This is a genomic window from Rhodococcus sp. NPDC004095 (genome assembly GCF_053604015.1).
In genome coordinates this window covers 226,046-246,561 of sequence record NZ_JBSGGS010000005.1, presented here as the reverse complement: position 1 = coordinate 246,561, position 20,516 = coordinate 226,046, and the positions used below count along the sequence as shown (strand labels likewise).

Below are 20,516 nucleotides of genomic sequence, written 5' to 3'. Positions count from 1 at the left end.
CGCTACGTCAGCGGGTGATCGGTCCGCGGGCGGCCTCGTAGGCCGCGGCGACCCGGTAGAGCCGCTCGTCGGCGAGAGCCGGGGCCATCACCTGCAGGCCGACCGGCAGGCCGTCGTCCGCCGAGAGACCGGACGGCACCGAGATCGCGCAGTGCCCGGCCAGATTGGTCGGCAGCGTGCACAGGTCGGACAGGTACATCGCCAGCGGATCGTCGACCTTCTCCCCCAGCTTCCACGGGGTGAAGGGGCTGGTCGGCGAGACGAGGACGTCGACCTTCTCGTACGCGGCGTCGAAGTCGCGGGCGATCAGGGTGCGAACCTTGAGCGCGGAGCCGTAGTACGCGTCGTAGTAACCCGACGACAGCGCATAGGTGCCGATCATGATGCGGCGCTTGACTTCCTTGCCGAAACCGGCGGCACGGGTCGCGGCCATCACCTGGTCGGCGCTCATGTTGCCGTCGTCGACGCGCATGCCGTACCGCATCGCGTCGAATCGGGCCAGGTTCGAGGAGACCTCACTGGGCAGCACCAGGTAGTAGGACGCGAGCGCGTACTCGAAGCTCGGGCAGGAGACCTCGACGACCTCGGCGCCGAGTTCCTTCAGCTGGGCGACGGCGGCGTCGAATGAGGCGATCACGCCGGGCTGGTAGCTGTCGGAGTGCAGTTCCTTGACCACACCGATCCGGACACCCTTCAGGTCTCCGGTCGCGCCCTGGCGGGCGGCCTCGACAACCGGACGCACCGGCGCGTCGATCGACGTGGAGTCGCGCGGGTCGTACCCGGCGATCACCTCGTGCAGCAACGCGGTGTCGAGGACGGTGCGGCCACACGGGCCACCCTGGTCCAGCGACGACGCGCAGGCGACCAGGCCGAAACGGGAGACGGTGCCGTAGGTGGGCTTGGTGCCGACGGTGGCGGTGACAGCGGCCGGCTGCCGGATGGAGCCGCCGGTGTCGGTGCCGATCGCGAGCGGCGCCTGGTTCGAGGCCAGCGCGGCCGCGCTGCCGCCGCCGGAGCCGCCGGGAATCCGGCTGGTGTCCCACGGGTTCCGGGTCGGGCCGTACGCGGAGTTCTCCGTCGACGAGCCCATCGCGAACTCGTCCATGTTGGTCTTGCCGAGCACCGGGATGCCCGCCTCGCGCAACCGGGTGGTCAGCGTCGCGTCGTACGGCGCGACCCAGCCCTCGAGGATCTTCGATCCGCAGGTGGTCGGGGCGTCGGTGGTGGTGAAAACGTCCTTCAGCGCCAACGGGACTCCGGCGAGCGGCGAGGCCGGCGCCTCACCCGCCGCGAGGGCGTCGTCGACCTGCTTGGCCGCGGCGAGCGCCGCCTCGCCGGACACGTGCAGGAAGGCGTTGTACTCGCCGTCGACGGCGGCGATGCGGTCCAGATGCGCCTGGGTGACCTCCACCGAGGACACCTCGCGGGCATGGATCTTCGACGCGAGGACGGAGGCGTCGAGTGCGGTCAGCTCGGCGGTCACTGCTCTTCTCCCAGGATCTGCGGGACGGCGAAACGTTCCTGCTCGACGGCGGGCGCACCGGACAGCGCCTGCTCGGGAGACAGTCCCGGCACGACGACGTCGGGGCGGGTCACGTTGACCAGCGCGTACGGGTTCGCGGTGGGCGGCACGTCATCCGCGGCGACCTCTGCGACGGTCTTGACGTGGCTGAGAATCGAGTCGAGCTGGCCGGCGAACTCGTCGAGTTCCGCGTCGGTCAGCGCGAGCCGGGACAGCCGGGCGAGGTGGGCGACCTCGTCGCGGGAGATGGCAGGCACCCGTGGGCCCCTTTCAGGTCGGCGAACACACGATGCCCACCAGCCTATCGGCTGCGCCGCGGCGGCCTGCATCCAGCGCCTCGCTCGGGCGATCTGTTTCCGTCTCGGAACGCCTGCATGTCCCGGCGGTGACGATTCTGCGGCGAGCTGGGCGTTTCCCACGGGGTGTTCCGGCACAGCCCTCACCGGTCGGTCCGGGGTGGAAGGATGGTTGCCGCGGGGGCATCGACGACTCCCCGTCCGGCCGGGCGGCCGAGCCGCCTCGACCGCCGCCGAACCGTTGTGACAAAGGAATTCCGTGTCGTACCTACTGCGTGTCCAGCTACCCGACCGACCCGGCAGCCTGGGCTCGCTCGCCGTCGCGCTCGGCTCCGTGGGCGCGGACATCCTCTCCCTCGACGTCGTCGAGCGCGGCGCCGGTTTCGCCGTCGACGACCTGGTGGTCGACGTGGCGCAGGGATCGTTGCCGGACACCCTCATCACCGCCGCCGAGAACCTCTCCGGCGTTCGGGTCGATTCGATCCGCCCCTACACCGGACTGCTCGACACACACCGCGAGCTGGAACTGATCGACCAGGTCGCGACCGCGCGCGACGATCGGCTGCAGGTCCTCGTCGACGGCGCCGCCCGCGTGCTGCGCGTCAGTTGGGCGACCGTGATCGGGATCGGGCCGCACGGCGCCTTCCGCGTCGTCGGCAGCGGCGGTGCACCGGAGACGCACGCCGGTGACGTGCCGTGGATGCCGTTGCAGAAGCCCACGATCCTCGACGACCAGGCCGACTGGGTGCCGGACACGTGGAGGAACGTCGACACCACCCTCGCCGCGGCTCCGCTGGGCCACTCCGGCCGGGTGCTGCTGCTCGGGCGCTCCGGCGGTCCGGAATTCCGGCCGTCCGAGATCGCCCGGCTGGGATACCTCGCCGGCATCGTCGCCACGGTGCTGGGCTGACCGGTCCGATCGGCGGTCTGCGGGTCCGACCGGCGGAGGGGCCGACGGATCAGACGATCTCGCGGACCAGGACGGTCAGCTCCATCCCCGGCACCGGCTGCCAGTCCCGGTCGGGGACGTGTACGAAGTCGTTGCGGTCGTAGATGCGGCGGGCGTCGACCATCTCCGGTTCGGTGGAGATGACCACGGCCTGCAGCCCTCGGTCGTAGGCGGCGTCGAGCACGTGCCGCACCAGCGCGGAACCGGCACCCTTGCCGCGAGCATCGGAGGAGACGGCGAGCATCCGGAACTCGAGTTCGCCGGCCTGGGCGACATCGGAGTACGGGGTGCCCGGCTCCGCGATCGTCACCGAGCCGACGACCGCACCGTCCAATTCCGCGACCACCACTTCGGCCTGACCGGCCCGGCCGGCGGTGTCGCGCAGCCGCTGGACGTAGCTGCTGGCCTCGGCGACGAATCCGCCGCCGACATAGGAGTCGACGGTCAGTTCGGCGACGGCGTCGAAATCGGCGGGGTCGACGGGGCGAATGGAGATCATGGCGTCACTATCGCAGCAACGGCGTACCCGCCTCAACCTCCCCGAACGGGCAGGTCGGGGCCCGGAGCAGCACCCCGGGCGGACGGTCCCGCAATCACCGACAGCCCGCTCACCTGCACAATCGTCGGCTGTGACGGAATCGCCGGCAAGGTGTTCAGCGACCACCACGGCGCGCATCGAGTGACGATCACCACCACGGGCGGTTCGTCGTGAGATCGACCACTTGCCGCCGGCCCCGTCCGAGCGGAAGCTGAAGTCGACTTCACCTGTGTTGACGGCACCCGCAGAGGAGGAACCGCGTGCGCACCACGGATCTACTGACGGTCGGCGAGGTGTCCGAACGCAGTGGGCTGGCCGCATCCGCCCTGCGGTACTACGAGAGCCAGGGGCTGATCGAGAGCACCCGAACGTCCGGCAACCAGCGCCGCTACCAGCGCAGCGTGCTGCGCAAGATCGCGTTCATCCGGGCCGCCCGCAGCATTGGGCTCAGCCTCGACGAGATCGCCGAGACCATGGACACCCTGCCCGGCGGGCGAGCGCCGACCCGGGCCGACTGGGCGCGCCTGTCCCGTAGCTGGCGCGCCCGCCTCGACGAGCAGATCGATGCACTGGAGGCGCTGCGCGACGGCCTCGAGTCCTGCATCGGCTGCGGCTGCCTGTCGCTCCAGACCTGCGCGCTTTCGAACCCGAACGACTCCGCCGCCACCTACGGTCCCGGCGCCGCCTTCCTACCCGAGGCCCTCCACCGCGACGGCGGAGATCACCACCACTGATCCGGTTGCGGCAGAGCAACTCTCGCAGTCGTCAGTCCGACTCGCCCTCGACCGCCGCGGTCACCGCCTCCGGACCGCCCGAGAGCAGCCGGACGAATCCGTCCTCGTCGAGGATGGGAACGCCGAGCTGCTCGGCCTTGTCCGCCTTCGAGCCCGGTGCATCGCCGATGACCACGAACGCGGTCTTCTTCGACACCGAGCCGGCGGCCTTGCCGCCGCGCTGCAGGATGGCCTCCTTCGCGCCGTCGCGGGTGAATCCGACCAGCGACCCGGTGACCACGATGGAGAGCCCCTCCAGGTTGCGCTCGATCGACTCGTCCCGTTCGTCCTCCATGGAAACGCCTGCGGCGCGCCACTTCTCGACGATGTCGCGGTGCCAGTCGACGGCGAACCACTCGACAACGGCCGCGGCGATGGTGCCGCCGACGCCGTCCACCGCGGCCAGCTCCTCCACCGACGCCGACTCGATCCGCTCCAGGCTGCCGAACGCCGAGGCCAGCGCGCGGGCCGCGGTCGGGCCGACGTGCCGGATCGACAGGGCCACCAGCACCCGCCACAGTGGCTGCGTCTTCGATGAGTCCAGGTTGTCGAGGAGACGCTTCCCGTTCGCGGACAGGGCGCCCGCCTTGGTGGTGAACAGCGCCGTCTTCATCAGGTCGTCCGCGGTGAGCGAGAAGAGATCCCCCTCGTCACGGATCACCCCCGCCTCGAGCAGTGCGGTCGCGGCCTCGTAGCCGAGCACCTCGATGTCGAACGCGCCTCGACCGGCGACGTGGAAGACGCGCTCCCGCAACTGGGCCGGGCAGGACCTGGTGTTGGGGCAGCGGATGTCCGCGTCGCCCTCCTTCGCGGGCGCCAGTTCCGTTCCGCACTCGGGGCAGTGCGTCGGCATCACGAACTCGCGTTCCGTGCCGTCGCGCATGTCCACGACCGGGCCGAGAACCTCGGGAATCACCTCGCCCGCCTTGCGGATGACGACCGTGTCGCCGATCAGCACACCCTTGCGCTTGACCTCGGACCCGTTGTGCAGCGTCGCCAGCGCCACCGTCGACCCGGCCACGGTGACCGGTTCCATGTACGCAAACGGGGTGACCCGACCGGTGCGGCCAACGCTGACCCGGATGTCGAGCAGCTTGGTGGTGGCCTCCTCCGGCGGGTACTTGTAGGCAGTTGCCCACCGCGGCGCCCGCGACGTGGCCCCGAGGCGGCGGTGCAGGGACATCTCGTCGACCTTGACGACCAGGCCGTCGATCTCGTGCTCGACGTCGTGCCGGTGCTCGTCCCAGTAGGCGACCTTGGCGACGACCGCGTCGGCGCCCTGCACCCGCGCGGTGTGCGTCGAGACGGGCAGCCCCCACGCGGCCAGCGCGGTGTAGGCGTCGTGCTGACTGACCGGGTCGAAACCCTCGGTGCGGCCGATGCCGTGGCAGATCATCCCGAGCCGTCGCTTCGCGGTGACCGCGGGGTTCTTCTGCCGCAACGAACCGGCGGCGGAGTTTCGGGGGTTCGCGAACGGCGCCTTGCCCTCTGCGACGAGGGAGGCGTTGAGCGCCTCGAAGTCCTCGAGCCGGAAGAACACCTCGCCGCGCACCTCCAGCAGCGCGGGCACCGGGTACTCGTCGGTTCCCGTGAGGGTGTGGGGGATGTCGTCGATGGTGCGGGCGTTGAGGGTGACGTCCTCCCCCGTGCGGCCGTCGCCGCGGGTGGCGCCCCGAACCAGCTTGCCGTTCTCGTAGACCAGGCTCAGCGCCACGCCGTCGATCTTCACCTCGCACAGGTAGTGCAGATCGGGGCCCGTCTCGGCTTCGACTCGGGAGATCCAGGTGCGCAGTTCCGCCTCGTCGAAGACGTTGTCCAGGCTGAGCATTCGTTCGAGATGGTCGACCGCGGTGAACTCGGTGGCGAAGCCGCCACCGACGAGCTGGGTCGGCGAGTCCGGGGTGCGGAGGTCCGGGTGACGGTCCTCGAGGTCGGTCAGGTGCCGCAGCAGCGCGTCGAACTCGCCGTCCGAGATGGTCGGCGCGTCCTTGACGTAGTAGCGGAACTGGTGCTCACGCACCTCCTCCGCGAGCCGCTGCCACTCGTCACGTTCCTCGGCGGTCGCCGCCACGTTCTCGGTCACGCCAGAAAGGCTATCCCAGCGCGCCGACACCTCCCGACGCCTCAGGAGCCCGCGCCGCCCTCCCTCGCCCGCAACCCGTGGGTTCCGGCGGTGAGCGCGGCGTACGAGCGCGCCACCAGCTGTTCGAGCACACCGAGGTCCACCTGCGTGAGGTCCTTGATGTAGAGGCACCCGACCCCGGAGGTGTGCGGCCCGAGACGGTCGACGAGGTCGGCATGCGCACCGACACCGTCGGACAGATAGACCACCGACGCGGCCTTACGTGGCGAGAAACCCGCCGCAGGCGCGTCGCCCTCGCGACCGCTCTCGTACTTGTAGTGGTAGCTGCCGAAGGCGACGATCGACGGCCCCCACAGTGCGGCGCGCTCCCCCGTCACGGACTCCATCAGTGCCAGCAGGGTTTCGGCGTCGCGCCTGCGGACCCGGTGACTCACCCCGTCCAGGAAGGTCCGCACCGCCGGGTCCAGCCCACGAGGATCTGCCATGGCGGCAGCCTACTGGTCGAACTCGGCTCCGTCGGCGAACGCCCGGGCGACCTCGGCCGCACCGCGCAACGCCCGTCGGGACCATTCGGCGCCCGCCCCGGCCAGCCCGCAGGCCGGGGTGATCAGCACCCGCTCGGCCAGCACGGTGCGCGGGAAACCGAGCCGGTCGACGAGAGTGACCGCCGGTCGCGCCAGGTCCCGCCAGCCGGGTACCCGCTCGGGCGCGACCGGTGGCACCAGGCCCAGGGCGAGCGACAGTCCCGACTCGAGCACCTCCCCGACCCCGTCCAGATCCGCGGCCCGGAGCACGCCGACATCCAGCCCCACCATCGCGGCACCGCTGCGACGCAGCAGATCCAGCGGCGGGGTCGCGGCGCAGCAGTGCACGAGGACCGGAACGTCCACGGCCGCGATCACCGACTGCAGGACCGCCAGCGCCTCCGGTTCGGGGAGGGCGCGCGGCGTCTGCAGGATCGACACCCCGGACAGCGATCCGTCCAGTACCGATCGCAGTCCCGGCTCGTCGAACTGCAGCACCACCGGCGAGCCCAGCCGCCGCGCAACCTCCGCGACGTGCCCGCGGACGCCCTCCGCCAGCGACTCGGCCAGATCCCGCAGTGCCCCGGGGTCGGTCAGCGCGCGGTGCCCGCCGACGAGTTCCACCTGTGAGGCCAGAGTGAGCGGTCCGACGGCCTGCACCTTCACCGGCTGGTCGGTACCACGCCGGCCGGCAAGTTCCCACGACTCCTCGAGCGCATCGAGGTCGCGGGCGAGCAGGTCGCGGGCGAGACGGGTGACCGGCCCTGGCCGCTGCGCGACGCGGTAGCCCGTCGTCGAGGTGTCGAGCGGCAGGTCGACCAGCAGGGCGGCGGCACGGCCGATCATGTCGGCGCCGAGCCCCCGCGCCGGAAGCTCCACCAGGTGCGGCAGTTCCGGCAGTTCGCCGACCACGATCGCGGCGGCCTCGCGAGCGTCGACGCCCGGCCACGAGCCGACGCCCGTCGCGACACCGACGGGAAAGACGGTGTCCGTCACCGTGATTCACTGCCGGCGGCGCCGGGCTCGTCGGCACCGCCGGTGCCGGCGATGGTGCCGCTGCCGAGCACGACGTCACCGGCGGGGTCACGGCGGTAGAGGACCACCGCCTGCCCCCGCGCGACACCGGTCAACGGTTCGCGCAGTCGCACCACGAGTCCGCCGTCGACGTCGTCGACGACGGCGTCTGCGAGGCCACCGTGGGCACGCACCTGGACGGTGCACTCGATCGGCCCGTCCGGCGCCGAACCGGAGGTCCAGATCGCCCTCTCGGCGCGGATCGTCCACACCTGCAGGCGTTCCGCGGACCCGACCTTCACGGTCCCCGTGTCGGGTTCGATCGCGGTGACGTAGCGGGGCCTGCCGTCGGCGGCCGGGCCCTCGACACCGAGACCCTTCCGCTGACCGATGGTGAATCCGTGCACGCCGTCGTGGTCGGCGAGTTCGGCGCCGGTGTCCGCGTCGACGACCTTGCCGGGCCGGACACCGATCTTCGCGCCGAGGAACGCGCGGGTGTCCCCGGACGGAATGAAGCAGATGTCGTGGCTGTCCGGCTTGTCCGCGACCGCGAGTCCGCGCGCCGCGGCCTCCTCCCGGATCTGCGGCTTCGGGGTGTCCCCGACCGGGAACATCGCCCGCGCGAGCTGCTCGGCGGTCAGCACACCGAGCACGTAGGACTGGTCCTTGTCCTCGTCCACGGCCCGGCGCAGGACCCCGTCCTCCAAACGCGCGTAGTGCCCGGTGGCGACGGCGTCGAAGCCGAGTGCGATCGCCCGGTCGGCGAGGGCGGCGAACTTGATCTTCTCGTTGCACCGCAGGCACGGGTTCGGCGTCTCGCCCGCGGCATAGGCCGCGACGAAGTCGTCGATCACGTCTTCCTTGAACTGGTCCGCGAAATCCCAGACGTAGAAAGGGATTCGTAGTACATCCGCGGCACGACGCGCGTCACCGGCGTCTTCCTTGGAACAGCAGCCGCGCGACCCGGTGCGCAAGGTGCCCGGGGCCGTGGACAGCGCCAGGTGCACCCCGACCACCTCGTGCCCGGCCTCGACCGCCCGGGCCGCCGCCACCGCGGAGTCGACCCCGCCGCTCATTGCCGCCAGTACCCGCATCAGCGCGCTCCTCCCGTGCTCTGCATGCGCCTCGACCTCGAGCCCGCCAACCCCGCCGCACGGGCCCGTTCGACGACCTGCGGCAGCGCCGCGAGCAGGGCGTCGACGTCCGCGTCGATGGACGTGTGACCGAGCGAGAATCGCAGTGACCCGCGCGCGATGCGGGAGTCGACCCCCATCGCGAGCAGCACGTGGCTGGCGCTGGCCACTCCGGCCGTGCAGGCCGACCCGGTGGAGCACTCGACGCCGGCCGCATCCAGCAGCATCAGCAGCGAGTCGCCCTCACAGCCGGGGAAGGTGAAGTGCGCGTTGCCGGGCAGCCGGTCGGCGCCGGCCGGACCGTTGAGCACCGCGTCCGGCACCAGTGCGCGCACGCCGTCGATCAGCCGATCCCGCAACCGGGTCAGTTCGGCGGCACGGAACTCCCTGTCCGACACCGTCTTGCGCAGTGCGGCCGCGGTGGCCACCGTTGCGGCCGTGTCCAGCGTGCCCGCGCGCAGGTCTCGTTCGTGCCCGCCGCCGTGAGCCAGCGGCACACACGGCACCTGCCTGCCGAGCAGCAGGGCACCGGACCCGTGAGGACCGCCGAACTTGTGAGCCGCGACGCTGAGCGCGGACAGTCCACTCGCGGCGAAGTCCACCGGCAGCTGCGCGACGGCCTGGACGGCGTCACTGTGCATCGGCACACCGAACTCCGCTGCGACCGCGGCGAGTTCGGCGATCGGCATGATCGAGCCGACCTCGTTGTTCGCCCACATCACGGTGACCAGCGCGGTCTCGTCTGCATGGATCTCGAGTTCGCGGCGCAGGTCGTCCGGGTCCACCCGGCAGTCCGCGTCGACCGGCAGCCAGGTCACCTCGGCACCCTCGTGCGCCGCCAGCCACTCGACCGCGTCGAGAACGGCGTGGTGCTCGACCGTGCTGGTGACGATCCGGCGACGGCGCGGGTCGGCGTCCCGGCGCGCCCAGTAGATGCCCTTGACCGCGAGGTTGTCGGACTCGGTGCCACCCGAGGTGAAGACGACCTCCGAGGGCCGCGCACCGAGGTCGGCGGCGATCGACTCCCGCGACTCCTCCACCCGGCGACGGGCCGCGCGACCGGAGCCGTGCAGGGACGAGGCATTGCCGACGGTCGCGAGGACGTCGGTCATCGCGGCGATCGATTCCGGCAGCATCGGCGTGGTTGCGGCGTGATCCAGATACACGGGGTGCGACGGGGCGGGCCGCGGCGCGTCGGCGCGGCCGTGATCACCGGCTCCGGTGGTGTGGGGGCGGGGCGAAGTCATGACCCGACCAGGATAGCCCGTCCCCCGTGTCGGGCCGGACGCCGACCGCGCAGGTAGGCGGGTTCACACGACCGGCGGTGCTCGGCGCTTTCCCACGGCCGGCGGCACGCGGCCCTTTCACGCGGCCGGCGGCACGCGGCCCTTTCACGCGGCCGGCGGTGCCCGGCGCTTTCACGCGGCGAGCGACGCTCGGCTCCGCGGGAACGCGGACGGTGCCGCGCCGGACTCGCGGCGACCGTCGCGAATCAGCCGCTCACATCGGGCGGCCAGCTCGCGGCGATCGGTGCCCGGCTGCTGCAGTGGGGCCAGGCGGACCTCGATGTGCACCTCGCGCAGCCGGACGATCCGCCGCAGCGACGCCACGAAGGTCTGGTCTCCGACGAAACAGGCCCCGGTCGCCGTCGTCCCGTCCGGACCCACGTACCGCAACCCGATCGGGGCCACTGCGACGCCCGCGTCGACGGCGGCCTGGAACAGCGCCGGGCGCAGGCGACCGTACGCCCTCCCACACCAGGTGGTGCCCTCGGGGAACACGACCACACGAGCTCCGCCGCGAAGGCGCGTCGCCACGTCGCCGACGACCGCGGGCAGCGCCCGCAGCCGCGCCCTGTCGATCGGCACGACCCGCACGCGCCGGACGAACGGTCCGATCAGCGGCCAGTCGAGCAGGTCGGAGCGGGCGACGAACGCGCCGGGCTCGACGGCCGTCAGCGCGAGCACGTCGAGCCACGAGACGTGGCCCGCGACGACAAGCACTCCCCCGCTCTCGGGAGTCCGGTCCCGCTCGTCGCTGACCCGCAGCCGCAGTCCCAGCACCCGCAGCGCCGACCGCGCGTAGCCGCGGTGCATGCCGCGCCGCCACGGCGACGGCAGGGCCGCGCCAACCGCCAGCATCGGCAACCCCGACAGCAGCACGGCCAGCCCTGCACCCCGCAGTCCGATACGCACAGCTCCGGCGCGGATCCCGTGGTCGGTCATGCATCCGTCCCCGCAGGGGCTCGACGGCATCCAGGCGTGGTTCATCGCATCGCCACCGGGACCGACCGCAGTCGCCGCAGGTATCGCGGGTCGACGTCGTGCATGCCGAGTAGCGCCACGAAGTCGGCGACCCCGAAGTCCGGGTCGTGGGCGGGTTCTCCGCAGATCCGGGCGCCGAGACGGAGGTAGCCACGCAACAGGGGCGGCAGCTCTGGCCTCGCCGGGGGCACAAGGGTGTCGATTCCCGGAACCGGCCGCAGCGGGCGGACCCGAAGATCCGCCCCGCTCGAATGGTCGGCGAGCAACCGGTCGCGGACCGCGCGGACGTTGGCACCCTCGGCGTCGTCGGCTCGCAGCCGCATCGGCACCGACACGCAGCCGACCGCCCACCGGTGACCGGAGAGGTCGAGGAAGTTCAGCATCCCTGCCCACATCATGGCGAGCACCGCACCGGTCCGGTGGCCCGGATGCACGCACGCCCGGCCCAACTCGACCATGTCCGCGCGCAGCGGGTCGAGGGCATCGACGTCGAATTCCGTTGCCGTGTAGAGGCCACCGGCCGCACGCGCGGCCTCCGGGGTGAGGATGCGGTAGCAGCCGACGGTCTCGTCGGCCGTCTCGTCGCGGACCAGCAGGTGCTCGCAGTACTCGTCGAAGCGGTCCACATCCCGGTCACCCGGCCCGGTGGCCGCGGTGAACCCGGGTTCGGCGGCGAACACGGTGTGGCGCAGGCGTTGTGCCGCCTCGCGGTGTTCGCGATCGGAGGACAGCAGCAGTCGATATCGGGAGGTGAGAACGTCGGGGCGGATCGGAGCCGTGACCTCGATGGCACTCATACCGGGAAGCGTCGACCTGCCGGGCGGCGACCCGGCGTCGCCGGCATGTCACGTCGATGGCGGGTCGATGAACATGCCCGGAAAACGGCAACGGCCCCGCTCCCTCGAGGGGAGCGGGGCCGCGCGTGCCGCGAGCGGCGTGAATCAGCCCTCGCGGGCGGTGCCCGCCTGTCAGCCGTCGCGGGCAGTGCCCGCCTGTCAGCCCTTGTGGGCCTTCACGGCCTCGGTGAGCTGCGGGGCGACGTTGAACAGGTCGCCGACGATGCCGTAGTCCGCGATCTCGAAGATCGGGGCCTCTTCGTCCTTGTTGACCGCGACGATGGTCTTCGAGGTCTGCATGCCGGCGCGGTGCTGGATGGCGCCGGAGATGCCGAGGGCGATGTACAGCTGCGGGGAGACCGTCTTACCGGTCTGACCGACCTGGAACTGGCCCGGGTAGTAGCCCGAGTCGACGGCGGCACGCGAGGCGCCGACGGCGGCACCGAGCGCGTCGGCGAGCTCCTCGACGACCGAGAACTTCTCGGCGGAACCGACGCCACGGCCACCGGAGACGACGACGGACGCCTCGGTGAGCTCGGGGCGGTCGCCACCGACGATCGGCTGACGCGCGGTGACCTTGACCGCGTTCTCCTCCTGCGCCGGGACCTCGACCGCGACGCGCTCGGCGGCACCGGCCTGCGGCTGGGCCTCGACGGCACCCGGGCGGACCGAGATGACCGGGACCTCGCCGTTGGCCTTGGCGTCGACGGTGAACGCGCCACCGAAGATGGAGTGCACGGCGCCGTCGGCCTTGACCTCGATGACGTCGACCAGCAGGCCGGAACCGATGCGCGCGGCCAGGCGACCGGACACCTCCTTGCCCTCGGTCGAGGCGGCGGTCAGGACCGCTGCCGGGGAGACGGACTCGACCAGCGAGGCGAGGACGTCGACCTTCGGGGTGATCAGGTAGCCGTCGATGTCGTCGGACTCGGCGGCGTACACCTTGGCGGCACCGGCGGCGGCCAGGGCGTCCTGCAGCTTGTCGGCGGTGCCGGCGGGGCCCGCGACGACGGCGGAGGGCTCACCCAGGACACGGGCGGCGGTGATCAGCTCGGTGCTGACCTTCTTGAGCGCGCCCTCGGCGTGCTCGACGAGCACGAGTACTTCAGCCATTGCTTCTTTCTCCTACGTGTGAGTCTGCTGGTTGTGGGGCGCGAATCAGATGATCTTCTGACCGACCAGGTAGGCGGCGATCTGGTTGCCGCCCTCTCCCTCGTCGGTGATGCGCTCGCCAGCGGTACGCGGGGGCTTCGGGGTGGACGCGGTGACCGTGGTGGCGGCGTTCGCGACACCGAAGATGGACGGGTCCAGGCCGATCTCGGCGAGGGTCAGGACCTGAACTTCCTTCTTCTTCGCGGCCATGATGCCCTTGAAGGACGGGAAGCGCGGCTCGTTGATCTTCTCGGTGACCGAGACGATCGCGGGCAGCGGGGCCTCGAGCGAGAAGACGCCCTCGTCGGTCTCGCGCTCGCCGGTGGCCTTGCCGTCGGCGACGGTCAGCTTGCGCAGGTGGGTCAGCTGCGGCAGGCCCAGGTACTCCGCGATGATCGCGGGCACGGCACCGGCGCGGCCGTCGGTCGCCTCGTTGCCTGCGATGACCAGCTCGACGCCCTCGATCTGGCCGAGTGCAGCGGCGAGCGCGTACGCGGTCTGGATCGCGTCGGAGCCGTGCAGAGCCGGGTCGTTGAGGTGGATGGCCTTGTCGGCACCCATGGACAGCGCCTTGCGGATGGCGTCGGTGGCACGGTCGGGACCGGCGGACAGCACGGTCACCTCACCGCCCTGGGCCTCCTTGATGAGCAGGGCTTCCTCGACGGCGCGCTCGTTGATCTCGTCGAGCACGGCATCCGCGGCCTCACGGTCGAGCGTGAAGTCACCGTCGGTGAGCTTGCGCTCGGACCAGGTATCGGGAACCTGCTTGATCAAAACGACGATGTTCGTCATGGGTCTTCGTCGACCTCCTGTGTCTGTCTTCTCAGTGAGCTGCTCTGCGGTGGCCGAGCTCTCGGGTATTCATCTACTTCGCACGATGACCGTGCGTCACACTACAACACGCTAAGTTACCGATGGGTAACTTAGGCTGAATTTCCGGCGTTCACGGCCCCGAACCCCGTTGCCGGGCCTGTGATCTGAACCACCACGACCCGCACTGGAACACGTAGCAGTAAATTGGCACCGGTGAGTGACTCATCTGCGCCGATGACCGGCACCGCCGGTGCGCCTTCCACCGCCACGACCGGCGACCACGCGACCCTGCCGCTGACCGGCGAGCGCACCGTCCCCGGCGTGCCCGAGGAGAACTACTGGTTCCGCCGCCACGAGGTGGTCTACCAGCGCCTGCTCGGCCGCTGCGCCGGGCGTGTCGTTCTCGAGGCCGGATCCGGGGAGGGATACGGCGCGAACATGATCGCGGACGTCGCCGAGCAGGTCATCGGCCTGGACTACGACACCTCGGCGGTCGAACACGTCCGCGCGCGGTACCCGCGGATCGACATGCGCCAGGGCAACCTCGCCGAGCTGCCCCTCGACGCCGCCACCGTCGGGACGGTCGTCAACTTCCAGGTGATCGAGCACCTGTGGGATCAGGCGCAGTTCCTCGCCGAGTGCTTCCGGGTCCTGGAGCCGGGCGGCGAACTGCTGATCAGCACCCCGAACCGGATCACCTTCTCCCCCGGCCGCGACACCCCGCTCAACCCGTTCCACACCCGCGAGCTCAACGCCGCCGAACTGACCGAGCTGCTCGAGGAGGCCGGTTTCGAGGTGACGACGATGACCGGCGTGCACCACGGCGCGCGCCTGCGCGAACTCGATGCCGCACACGGCGGATCGTTCATCGACGCCCAGATCGACCGTGCCCTGGCCGGCGAGCCGTGGCCGGCGGACCTGGTCCGCGACGTCGAGTCGATCACGATCGACGACTTCGCCCTCACCGAGGCCGACATCGACGCCAGCCTCGATCTGGTCGCCATCGCGCGCAAGCCGGGGGCAGGCACCACCCCCCGAGTTCCCGAGGTCGACAAATGACGAGCCCCACCCAACCGGGCATGTTCGCCCTGGTGCTGCACTCGCACCTGCCGTGGCTGGCCAACCACGGCCGCTGGCCGGTCGGCGAGGAGTGGCTCTACCAGTCGTGGGCGGCGACCTACCTGCCGGTGACGCGGGTGCTCCGCACGCTCGCCGACGAGGGCCGCGAGAACCTGCTGACGCTCGGCATCACCCCCGTGCTCGCCGCCATGCTCGACGACCCGCACTGCCTGGCGGGCATGCACCACTGGCTCGGGAACTGGCAGCTGCGCGCCCACGAGGCCGCCCTGATGCCGGACCGCGCGCGCCGCGACCTCGGCGCCAGGGAGCACCGGCTCTCCGCCCAGGCGCTCACCGAATTCGAGGAGCGTTGGCGGCACGGCGCGTCCCCGGTGCTGCGCCGGCTGATCGACGACTCCACGATCGAACTGCTCGGCGGGCCGCTCGCGCACCCGTTCCAGCCGCTGCTGCATCCGCGACTGCGTCGCTTCGAACTCGCGGAGGGCCTGGAGGACGCGCGGATGCGCTGGGGCACAAAGCCTTCCGGCATCTGGGCGCCCGAATGCGGGTACACCCCCGGCATGGAACGCGAGTACGCCGACGCCGGGATCACCCACTTCATGGTGGACGGCCCCTCGCTGCGCGGCGACACCTCCGTCGGCCGACCGGTGCGCGAGTCGGACGTCGTCGCGTTCGGTCGCGACCTGCAGGTCTCCTACCGGGTCTGGTCGCCGAAGTCCGGCTACCCGGGGCACGCGGCCTACCGCGACTTCCACACCTACGACCACGACACGGGGCTGAAACCGTCGCGGGTGACGGGCAAGACCGTCGACTCGAAGGACAAGGCGCCCTACGACCCCGAACTGGCGGCCGCGGCAGTGGACCGGCACGTCGAGGACTTCGTGCGCACCGTCGTCGACCGGATCCGCAGCGAACACGACCGCACCGGCAGGCCCGCGCTCGTCGTCGCCGCGTTCGACACCGAACTGTTCGGCCACTGGTGGTTCGAGGGACCGCAGTGGCTGGAGAAGGTGCTGCGCGCGCTGCCGGAGGCAGGTGTCCGTGTCGGCACCCTCGCGCAGGCGCGGGCCGAAGGTTACGTCGGCGAGCCGGTCGAGCTCGCCGACTCCTCGTGGGGCAGCGGCAAGGACTGGCGGGTGTGGGCGGGCGATCAGGTCGCGGATCTGGTGCAGCTGAACGCCGAGGTCGTGCAGACCGCGCTGGACACCGTCGACAAGGCCCGCGGCGCCACCCGTGCTCCCGGCCGACCCGAACTGCGCGACCGGGTCAACGACCAGATCCTGCGCGAGGCGATCATGACGGTGCAGAGCGACTGGGCGTTCATGGTCAGCAAGGACTCGGCCGCCGGATACGCCCGCGACCGCGCCCACAAACACGCGCACGCGACCCGGGAGATCGCCGAGGCCCTCGCGTCGGGACATCCCGACCGGGCCCGGCGGCTCGCGGACGGCTGGAATCACGCCGACGGACTGTTCCCCGGGCTGGACGCCCGGCGACTGCCCGCCGACGTCGAGGTGGGGGTGACGAGATGAAGGTCCTGATCGTGTCGTGGGAGTACCCGCCGGTGGTCGTCGGCGGCCTCGGCAGGCACGTCCACCACCTGGCCACCGAACTGGTCGAGGCCGGGCACGAGGTTGTGGTGCTCTCGCGGCGCCCCACCGGCACCGACGCGTCGACCCACCCGACGGTCACGCACATCGCCGAGGGCGTGCTGGTCGTGGCGGTCGCGGAGGACGCGCCGCACTTCGTCTTCGGCGAGGACATGCTGGCGTGGACCCTCGCGATGGGGCACGCGATGGTCCGGGCCGGAGTCGGCCTGGCCCGCCCGGGGATCGGCGAGGGCTGGCGGCCCGACGTCGTGCACGCGCACGACTGGCTGGTCGCGCACCCGGCGATCGCACTGGCCGAGTACTACGACGTCCCGCTGGTGTCGACGCTGCACGCCACCGAGGCAGGACGGCACAGCGGATGGCTCTCGGGGACGATCAACCGTCAGGTGCACTCGGTGGAGTGGTGGCTGGCCAACGAGTCCGACTCGATCATCACGTGCTCGGCGTCGATGGAGGAGGAGGTCAGCGAACTCTACGGCCCGAACCTCGCGCCGGTCACGGTGATCCGCAACGGCATCGACGTCGCCACGTGGAGCTACCGGGACCGCGCGCCACGGTCGGGGCCGCCGCGGCTGCTGTTCGTCGGCCGGCTCGAGTACGAGAAGGGCGTGCAGGACGCGATCGCCGCACTGCCGCGAATCCGGCGCAGCCACCCCGGCACAACCCTCGCGGTCGCCGGGGAGGGCACCCAGTACGAGTGGCTGCGCGAACAGGCCCGCACGCATCGGGTGCTGCGGTCGGTGAACTTCCTCGGCCCACTCGATCACACGGAGCTGCTCGGCTGGCTGCACGGCGCGGACGCGATCGTCCTGCCCAGCCGGTACGAGCCGTTCGGCATCATCGCGCTCGAGGCCGCGGCCGCGGGGACCCCACTGGTCACCTCGACCGCGGGCGGACTCGGCGAGGCCGTCGTCGACGGGCTGACGGGGCTGTCGTTCCAGCCAGGGGATGTGGACGGGCTGACCTCCGCGGTCCGGGAGGTGCTCGACGACCCGACGGCGGCTCAGCGCCGCGCCCGAGCCGCCCGGGAGCGGCTGACCGAGGACTTCGACTGGCACCAGGTGGCGCTGGACACCGCACAGGTGTATCTGAGCGCCAAGCGTCGCGTCCGGCACCCCCTCGGCCGCCCCGAGATCCCCCAGCGTCCCCTGCCCGGCCGCTGACGGGCCACTGCGCCTGTGCGCGCTTCCGGTAGCGAGAACCACCGGAAAGGCGCACAGGCGCGACGCGCCTATCCGGCGGCCGCGACGCGCCTATCCGGCGGCCGCGGCCTTCTTGCGTTCGATGTCCTCGAGCGCGGCGATGTACTTCGCGCGCTCCTCCGCACCGGCCTCCCACGCCTCCTTGCGGTTCTTGACGACCTTCGCCGGCGCGCCGACCGCGATGCTGTAGTCCGGTACCACGCCCTTGACCACTGCGTGTGCACCGAGGACACAGCCACGGCCGGTGATGGTGTTGCGCAGGACGGTCACCTTCGCGGCGATCCACGTGTCGGGTCCGATACGCACCGGACCCTTGACGATGCCCTGATCCTTGATCGGGGTGTTGACGTCGTCCATGCGGTGGTCGAAGTCGCAGATGTAGCACCAGTCCGCGACGAGGGTCGAGGCGCCGATCTCGATGTCGAGGTAGGTGTTGACGACGTTGTCCTTGCCGAAGACGACCTTGTCGCCGATCCGCAGCGAGCCCTCGTGGCAGCGAATGGCGTTGCCGTCACCGATGTGGACCCACCGGCCGATCTCGAGCCGCGACAGGCCCGGCGTGGAGTGGATCTCGACCCGCTTGCCGAGGAAGACCATCCCGCGCAGGATCACGTGTGGGTTGGCCATTTTGAACTTCGCGAGCCGGTAGTACCGCACCAGGTACCACGGCGTGTACGCCTTGTTCGCGATCACCCACCGCAGCGAGTCACGGGTAAGGAACTTGGCCTGATCCGGGTCGGTCCGCCGGGATCCACGCCACCTCGTGCGCAACGGTGCGCCCCACATGCTGGTCATGACCCGACAGCCTACGTTCACCGATGGTGAGGTCGGTCACTGCCCGGTCCCGAGCGCCGTCCCGCACGATCGAGCCCACTGAGCATCAGCGCGACCCCGACCGCGCCGACCCCGACGACCGCGACGGCGAGCAGCGAACTGGTCATCACGCCGATCAGCGCGGCACTGCCCACGATGAGAGCGACGACGATCACGACACCCGCGACCGGCGACCCGAGCAGGTGGTCGACGTCGCCGTCGATTCCGGACGAGCGCGTCGTTCCGGCGTTCACCCCGACCGATGCCATGAGTCATTTCAACACACACGGCCGCCGAATTTCTCCTAATTTGAATGACTAACATTTCAGGACAATTGTCCAACAATCAATCACAGAACAATCACGAGGTCACAGGGTTCCCATCCGTCACATTTCAAGCAATTATTACCATTCAGTAATTGGGGAATTGGGCCGGACATCGCGTGTCCAACCGGGGCCGAGAGCCACCCAGGTCGGGTGCTCACCCCGCTCCGTCCTCCGGATAGTGTGCAGCGAGCGAAATCCACACGAGGAGTGATGCATGCGGCGGGTCCTACGGTCGGCAGCGGTGGCACTGACAGCGACGACAGCGCTGGTCACAGCCGGTTGCGGCAGCGATTCGCAGGTCATCGGCAACTACTCGCCGGGCGGCTGGCCCGCCATGCACGCCGACGCCCGCAACAGCGACACCAGCCCGGTGACCGGCTCCCGCTCGATTTCACTCGACTGGTCCCGCCCACTCGGCGCCCCGACCGCCACCTATGCCTCCGTGGCCGCCACCGGCCAGATATTCGTCACCACCCGAAGCGACAACGGCTGCAACCTGTTCTCATTTCAGATGGAAACCGGACGCAAACGCTGGTGCACGCGACTAGGCCCCGGCGTCGCGGCATCCACTCCCCTCGTCGACTCCGCAACGAACGTGTACATCGGCGAGGACGGCGCGATGAACTCGTTCAACGAACACGGACAGTTGCGGTGGCGGACGGTCGTCAGCGGCACCCCGCTCTCGGCGCAGTTCACCGGCGACGGCAACCTGCTCTTCGTCACCCACTTCGGTGTCGTCTCCGTGCTCAGCCCCCAGACCGGCAAGGAGATCGTCCCGTCCTACCAGCTGATCCCGGCACCGACGGCGGACCAGGCCCAGAACGTCCCGTTGCCCGCCGCCGCGCAGGGACTCGACAAGTGCTTCTTCGGATCCGCGGAGTGCCCGGTCGCGAACACCCCGGCAATAGATCTGTCCACCGGTCGCTTCTACCTGACGCTCTGGCGGCCGGGCCGGCCACAGGCAGACCTGGTGGCGATGCGCTACCAGGGCGGCGCGCTGACCGAGGAGTGGTCCTCCGACGTCCTGCCCGGGGGCAGCGCATCGAGCCCCGACATCTCCGCCGACGGCGCCACCGTCTACGTCAACGACAACGAGGGCGCACTCTGGGCGCTCGACGCGTCGACGGGCGAGCCGCGCTGGCACCACGACATCGGGTACGCCGCCGCGGGCAGTCCCTCCACCTCCGGGGACGGTCTGATCATTCCGGCGGGCGGCCGCGACGGGCACCTGCTCGCGCTCCGCGACCGCGGCGACCATGCCGAGGTGATCTGGGAGCGGAAGGATCTGCTGCACCTCGGCGTCCCCGCCCAGACCGCGGGCGGGACCGCATACACGGCCGTCCGTGAGGGCACGGACGGCCTCGCCGTGATCACCTTCGACACCGCCACCGGCGAGACCGTCGACCAGGACACGCTGCCGGGAGGCACGGGCTTCACCGTCGGAACCTCCATCGGGCCCGGCGGCGAGGTCCTGACCCCCACCCTGATCGGCGAACTGTTCGTCCTGAAGCCCTGAGCGGCGCCCGAGACGCGAAACGGGGCCCTGTGGTGAGAACCACCGGGCCCCGCTCTTGTTCGACTCGGCTCT

Annotated in this window: 20 protein-coding genes; 6 read left to right on the top strand and 14 right to left on the bottom strand. The window is 70.8% G+C overall.

Features of this window, described 5'->3' with window-relative positions; all coding sequences use genetic code 11:
• Positions 1-7 precede the first annotated feature (7 nt).
• Positions 8-1,483, bottom strand: a complete 1,476-nt coding sequence (gene gatA / locus ACWEPG_RS11825; protein ID WP_450112175.1) for an Asp-tRNA(Asn)/Glu-tRNA(Gln) amidotransferase subunit GatA — start codon at positions 1,481-1,483, stop codon at positions 8-10.
• Positions 1,480-1,779: an Asp-tRNA(Asn)/Glu-tRNA(Gln) amidotransferase subunit GatC gene (gene gatC / locus ACWEPG_RS11820; RefSeq protein ID WP_450112174.1), complete on the bottom strand. Its 300-nt coding sequence runs from the start codon at positions 1,777-1,779 to the stop codon at positions 1,480-1,482. Before gatC ends, gatA begins: the two co-directional genes overlap by 4 nt.
• 298 nt (positions 1,780-2,077) lie before the next feature.
• Between gatC and ACWEPG_RS11815 the strand changes: the two genes are divergently transcribed.
• Positions 2,078-2,728 carry an amino acid-binding protein gene (locus tag ACWEPG_RS11815; protein ID WP_450112173.1) on the top strand — a complete coding sequence of 217 codons (651 nt, stop codon included), beginning with the start codon at positions 2,078-2,080 and terminating at the stop codon, positions 2,726-2,728.
• Positions 2,729-2,777: 49 nt separating this feature from the next.
• Here ACWEPG_RS11815 and ACWEPG_RS11810 read toward each other — a convergent pair whose 3' ends face one another.
• On the bottom strand, positions 2,778-3,266 hold the full coding sequence (locus tag ACWEPG_RS11810) for a GNAT family N-acetyltransferase (RefSeq protein WP_452594428.1): 489 nt from the start codon (positions 3,264-3,266) through the stop codon (positions 2,778-2,780).
• Positions 3,267-3,565: 299 nt separating this feature from the next.
• On the opposite strand from ACWEPG_RS11810, the gene soxR reads away from it, so the two are divergent.
• A complete protein-coding gene (gene soxR, locus ACWEPG_RS11805) occupies positions 3,566-4,039 on the top strand; it encodes a redox-sensitive transcriptional activator SoxR (protein ID WP_450112171.1) in 474 nt (157 codons plus the stop codon).
• 31 nt (positions 4,040-4,070) lie between these two features.
• Here the strand turns inward: soxR and ligA are convergent, their stop codons facing one another.
• From ligA to ACWEPG_RS11760, 9 genes are all read right to left on the bottom strand, one after another.
• Positions 4,071-6,161, bottom strand: a complete 2,091-nt coding sequence (gene ligA / locus ACWEPG_RS11800; RefSeq protein WP_450112170.1) for an NAD-dependent DNA ligase LigA — start codon at positions 6,159-6,161, stop codon at positions 4,071-4,073.
• Between the two features lie 41 nt (positions 6,162-6,202).
• Positions 6,203-6,646, bottom strand: a complete 444-nt coding sequence (locus tag ACWEPG_RS11795; RefSeq protein ID WP_450112169.1) for a DUF1801 domain-containing protein — start codon at positions 6,644-6,646, stop codon at positions 6,203-6,205.
• 9 nt (positions 6,647-6,655) lie between these two features.
• Positions 6,656-7,681, bottom strand: a complete 1,026-nt coding sequence (locus ACWEPG_RS11790; RefSeq protein ID WP_450134352.1) for a methionine synthase — start codon at positions 7,679-7,681, stop codon at positions 6,656-6,658.
• Complete coding sequence (mnmA, locus tag ACWEPG_RS11785; RefSeq protein WP_452594427.1) at positions 7,678-8,793, bottom strand: tRNA 2-thiouridine(34) synthase MnmA; 1,116 nt, start codon at positions 8,791-8,793, stop codon at positions 7,678-7,680. The genes ACWEPG_RS11790 and mnmA overlap by 4 nt, the downstream gene beginning before the upstream one ends.
• Positions 8,793-10,079, bottom strand: a complete 1,287-nt coding sequence (locus tag ACWEPG_RS11780) for a cysteine desulfurase family protein (protein ID WP_452594426.1) — start codon at positions 10,077-10,079, stop codon at positions 8,793-8,795. Before ACWEPG_RS11780 ends, mnmA begins: the two co-directional genes overlap by 1 nt.
• Positions 10,080-10,250: 171 nt before the next feature.
• A complete protein-coding gene (locus tag ACWEPG_RS11775; protein WP_452594425.1) occupies positions 10,251-11,057 on the bottom strand; it encodes a lysophospholipid acyltransferase family protein in 807 nt (268 codons plus the stop codon).
• 41 nt (positions 11,058-11,098) lie between these two features.
• Positions 11,099-11,893: a GNAT family N-acetyltransferase gene (locus ACWEPG_RS11770; RefSeq protein WP_450112164.1), complete on the bottom strand. Its 795-nt coding sequence runs from the start codon at positions 11,891-11,893 to the stop codon at positions 11,099-11,101.
• Positions 11,894-12,091: 198 nt separating this feature from the next.
• Complete coding sequence (locus ACWEPG_RS11765) at positions 12,092-13,045, bottom strand: electron transfer flavoprotein subunit alpha/FixB family protein (RefSeq protein WP_450112163.1); 954 nt, start codon at positions 13,043-13,045, stop codon at positions 12,092-12,094.
• A 45-nt stretch (positions 13,046-13,090) separates the two neighbouring features.
• A complete protein-coding gene (locus ACWEPG_RS11760; protein ID WP_450112162.1) occupies positions 13,091-13,876 on the bottom strand; it encodes an electron transfer flavoprotein subunit beta/FixA family protein in 786 nt (261 codons plus the stop codon).
• A gap of 255 nt (positions 13,877-14,131) precedes the next feature.
• Here ACWEPG_RS11760 and ACWEPG_RS11755 point away from each other — a divergent pair, with 255 nt between their 5' ends.
• Genes ACWEPG_RS11755 through ACWEPG_RS11745 form a run of 3 tightly spaced genes read left to right on the top strand, consistent with a single transcriptional unit; the run spans position 14,132 to position 17,750 of the window.
• Positions 14,132-14,956: a methyltransferase domain-containing protein gene (locus tag ACWEPG_RS11755; protein WP_450112250.1), complete on the top strand. Its 825-nt coding sequence runs from the start codon at positions 14,132-14,134 to the stop codon at positions 14,954-14,956.
• Positions 14,953-16,509 (top strand): 1,4-alpha-glucan branching protein domain-containing protein, encoded by a 1,557-nt coding sequence (locus ACWEPG_RS11750; RefSeq protein ID WP_450112161.1) that lies wholly within the window; start codon positions 14,953-14,955, stop codon positions 16,507-16,509. The genes ACWEPG_RS11755 and ACWEPG_RS11750 overlap by 4 nt, the downstream gene beginning before the upstream one ends.
• Positions 16,506-17,750, top strand: coding sequence for a glycosyltransferase family 4 protein (locus tag ACWEPG_RS11745; protein ID WP_452594424.1), 1,245 nt, complete (start codon positions 16,506-16,508; stop codon positions 17,748-17,750). Before ACWEPG_RS11750 ends, ACWEPG_RS11745 begins: the two co-directional genes overlap by 4 nt.
• A 90-nt stretch (positions 17,751-17,840) precedes the next feature.
• On the opposite strand, the gene ACWEPG_RS11740 is transcribed toward ACWEPG_RS11745, so the two are convergent.
• Positions 17,841-18,584, bottom strand: coding sequence for an acyltransferase (locus tag ACWEPG_RS11740; protein ID WP_450112159.1), 744 nt, complete (start codon positions 18,582-18,584; stop codon positions 17,841-17,843).
• Positions 18,585-18,601: 17 nt separating this feature from the next.
• Entirely contained in the window at positions 18,602-18,871 is a 270-nt protein-coding gene (locus ACWEPG_RS11735) for a hypothetical protein (RefSeq protein ID WP_450112158.1), read from the bottom strand.
• A gap of 271 nt (positions 18,872-19,142) precedes the next feature.
• On the opposite strand from ACWEPG_RS11735, the gene ACWEPG_RS11730 reads away from it, so the two are divergent.
• Entirely contained in the window at positions 19,143-20,444 is a 1,302-nt protein-coding gene (locus ACWEPG_RS11730) for an outer membrane protein assembly factor BamB family protein (RefSeq protein WP_450112157.1), read from the top strand.
• Positions 20,445-20,516 lie beyond the last annotated feature (72 nt).

Excerpts from the sequence above, each read along its gene's own strand:
- ACWEPG_RS11810 (WP_452594428.1), bottom strand. The coding sequence starts at position 3,266 with ATGATCTCCATTCGCCCCGTCGACCCCGCCGATTTCGACGCCGTCGCC.
- ACWEPG_RS11795 (WP_450112169.1), bottom strand. The coding sequence starts at position 6,646 with ATGGCAGATCCTCGTGGGCTGGACCCGGCGGTGCGGACCTTCCTGGAC.
- mnmA (WP_452594427.1), bottom strand. The coding sequence starts at position 8,793 with ATGCGGGTACTGGCGGCAATGAGCGGCGGGGTCGACTCCGCGGTGGCG.
- ACWEPG_RS11780 (WP_452594426.1), bottom strand. The coding sequence starts at position 10,079 with ATGACTTCGCCCCGCCCCCACACCACCGGAGCCGGTGATCACGGCCGC.
- ACWEPG_RS11775 (WP_452594425.1), bottom strand. The coding sequence starts at position 11,057 with ATGACCGACCACGGGATCCGCGCCGGAGCTGTGCGTATCGGACTGCGG.
- ACWEPG_RS11770 (WP_450112164.1), bottom strand. The coding sequence starts at position 11,893 with ATGAGTGCCATCGAGGTCACGGCTCCGATCCGCCCCGACGTTCTCACC.
- ACWEPG_RS11765 (WP_450112163.1), bottom strand. The coding sequence starts at position 13,045 with ATGGCTGAAGTACTCGTGCTCGTCGAGCACGCCGAGGGCGCGCTCAAG.
- ACWEPG_RS11760 (WP_450112162.1), bottom strand. The coding sequence starts at position 13,876 with ATGACGAACATCGTCGTTTTGATCAAGCAGGTTCCCGATACCTGGTCC.
- ACWEPG_RS11755 (WP_450112250.1), top strand. The coding sequence starts at position 14,132 with ATGACCGGCACCGCCGGTGCGCCTTCCACCGCCACGACCGGCGACCAC.
- ACWEPG_RS11750 (WP_450112161.1), top strand. The coding sequence starts at position 14,953 with ATGACGAGCCCCACCCAACCGGGCATGTTCGCCCTGGTGCTGCACTCG.
- ACWEPG_RS11745 (WP_452594424.1), top strand. The coding sequence starts at position 16,506 with ATGAAGGTCCTGATCGTGTCGTGGGAGTACCCGCCGGTGGTCGTCGGC.
- ACWEPG_RS11740 (WP_450112159.1), bottom strand. The coding sequence starts at position 18,584 with ATGACCAGCATGTGGGGCGCACCGTTGCGCACGAGGTGGCGTGGATCC.
- ACWEPG_RS11735 (WP_450112158.1), bottom strand. The coding sequence starts at position 18,871 with ATGGCATCGGTCGGGGTGAACGCCGGAACGACGCGCTCGTCCGGAATC.
- ACWEPG_RS11730 (WP_450112157.1), top strand. The coding sequence starts at position 19,143 with ATGCGGCGGGTCCTACGGTCGGCAGCGGTGGCACTGACAGCGACGACA.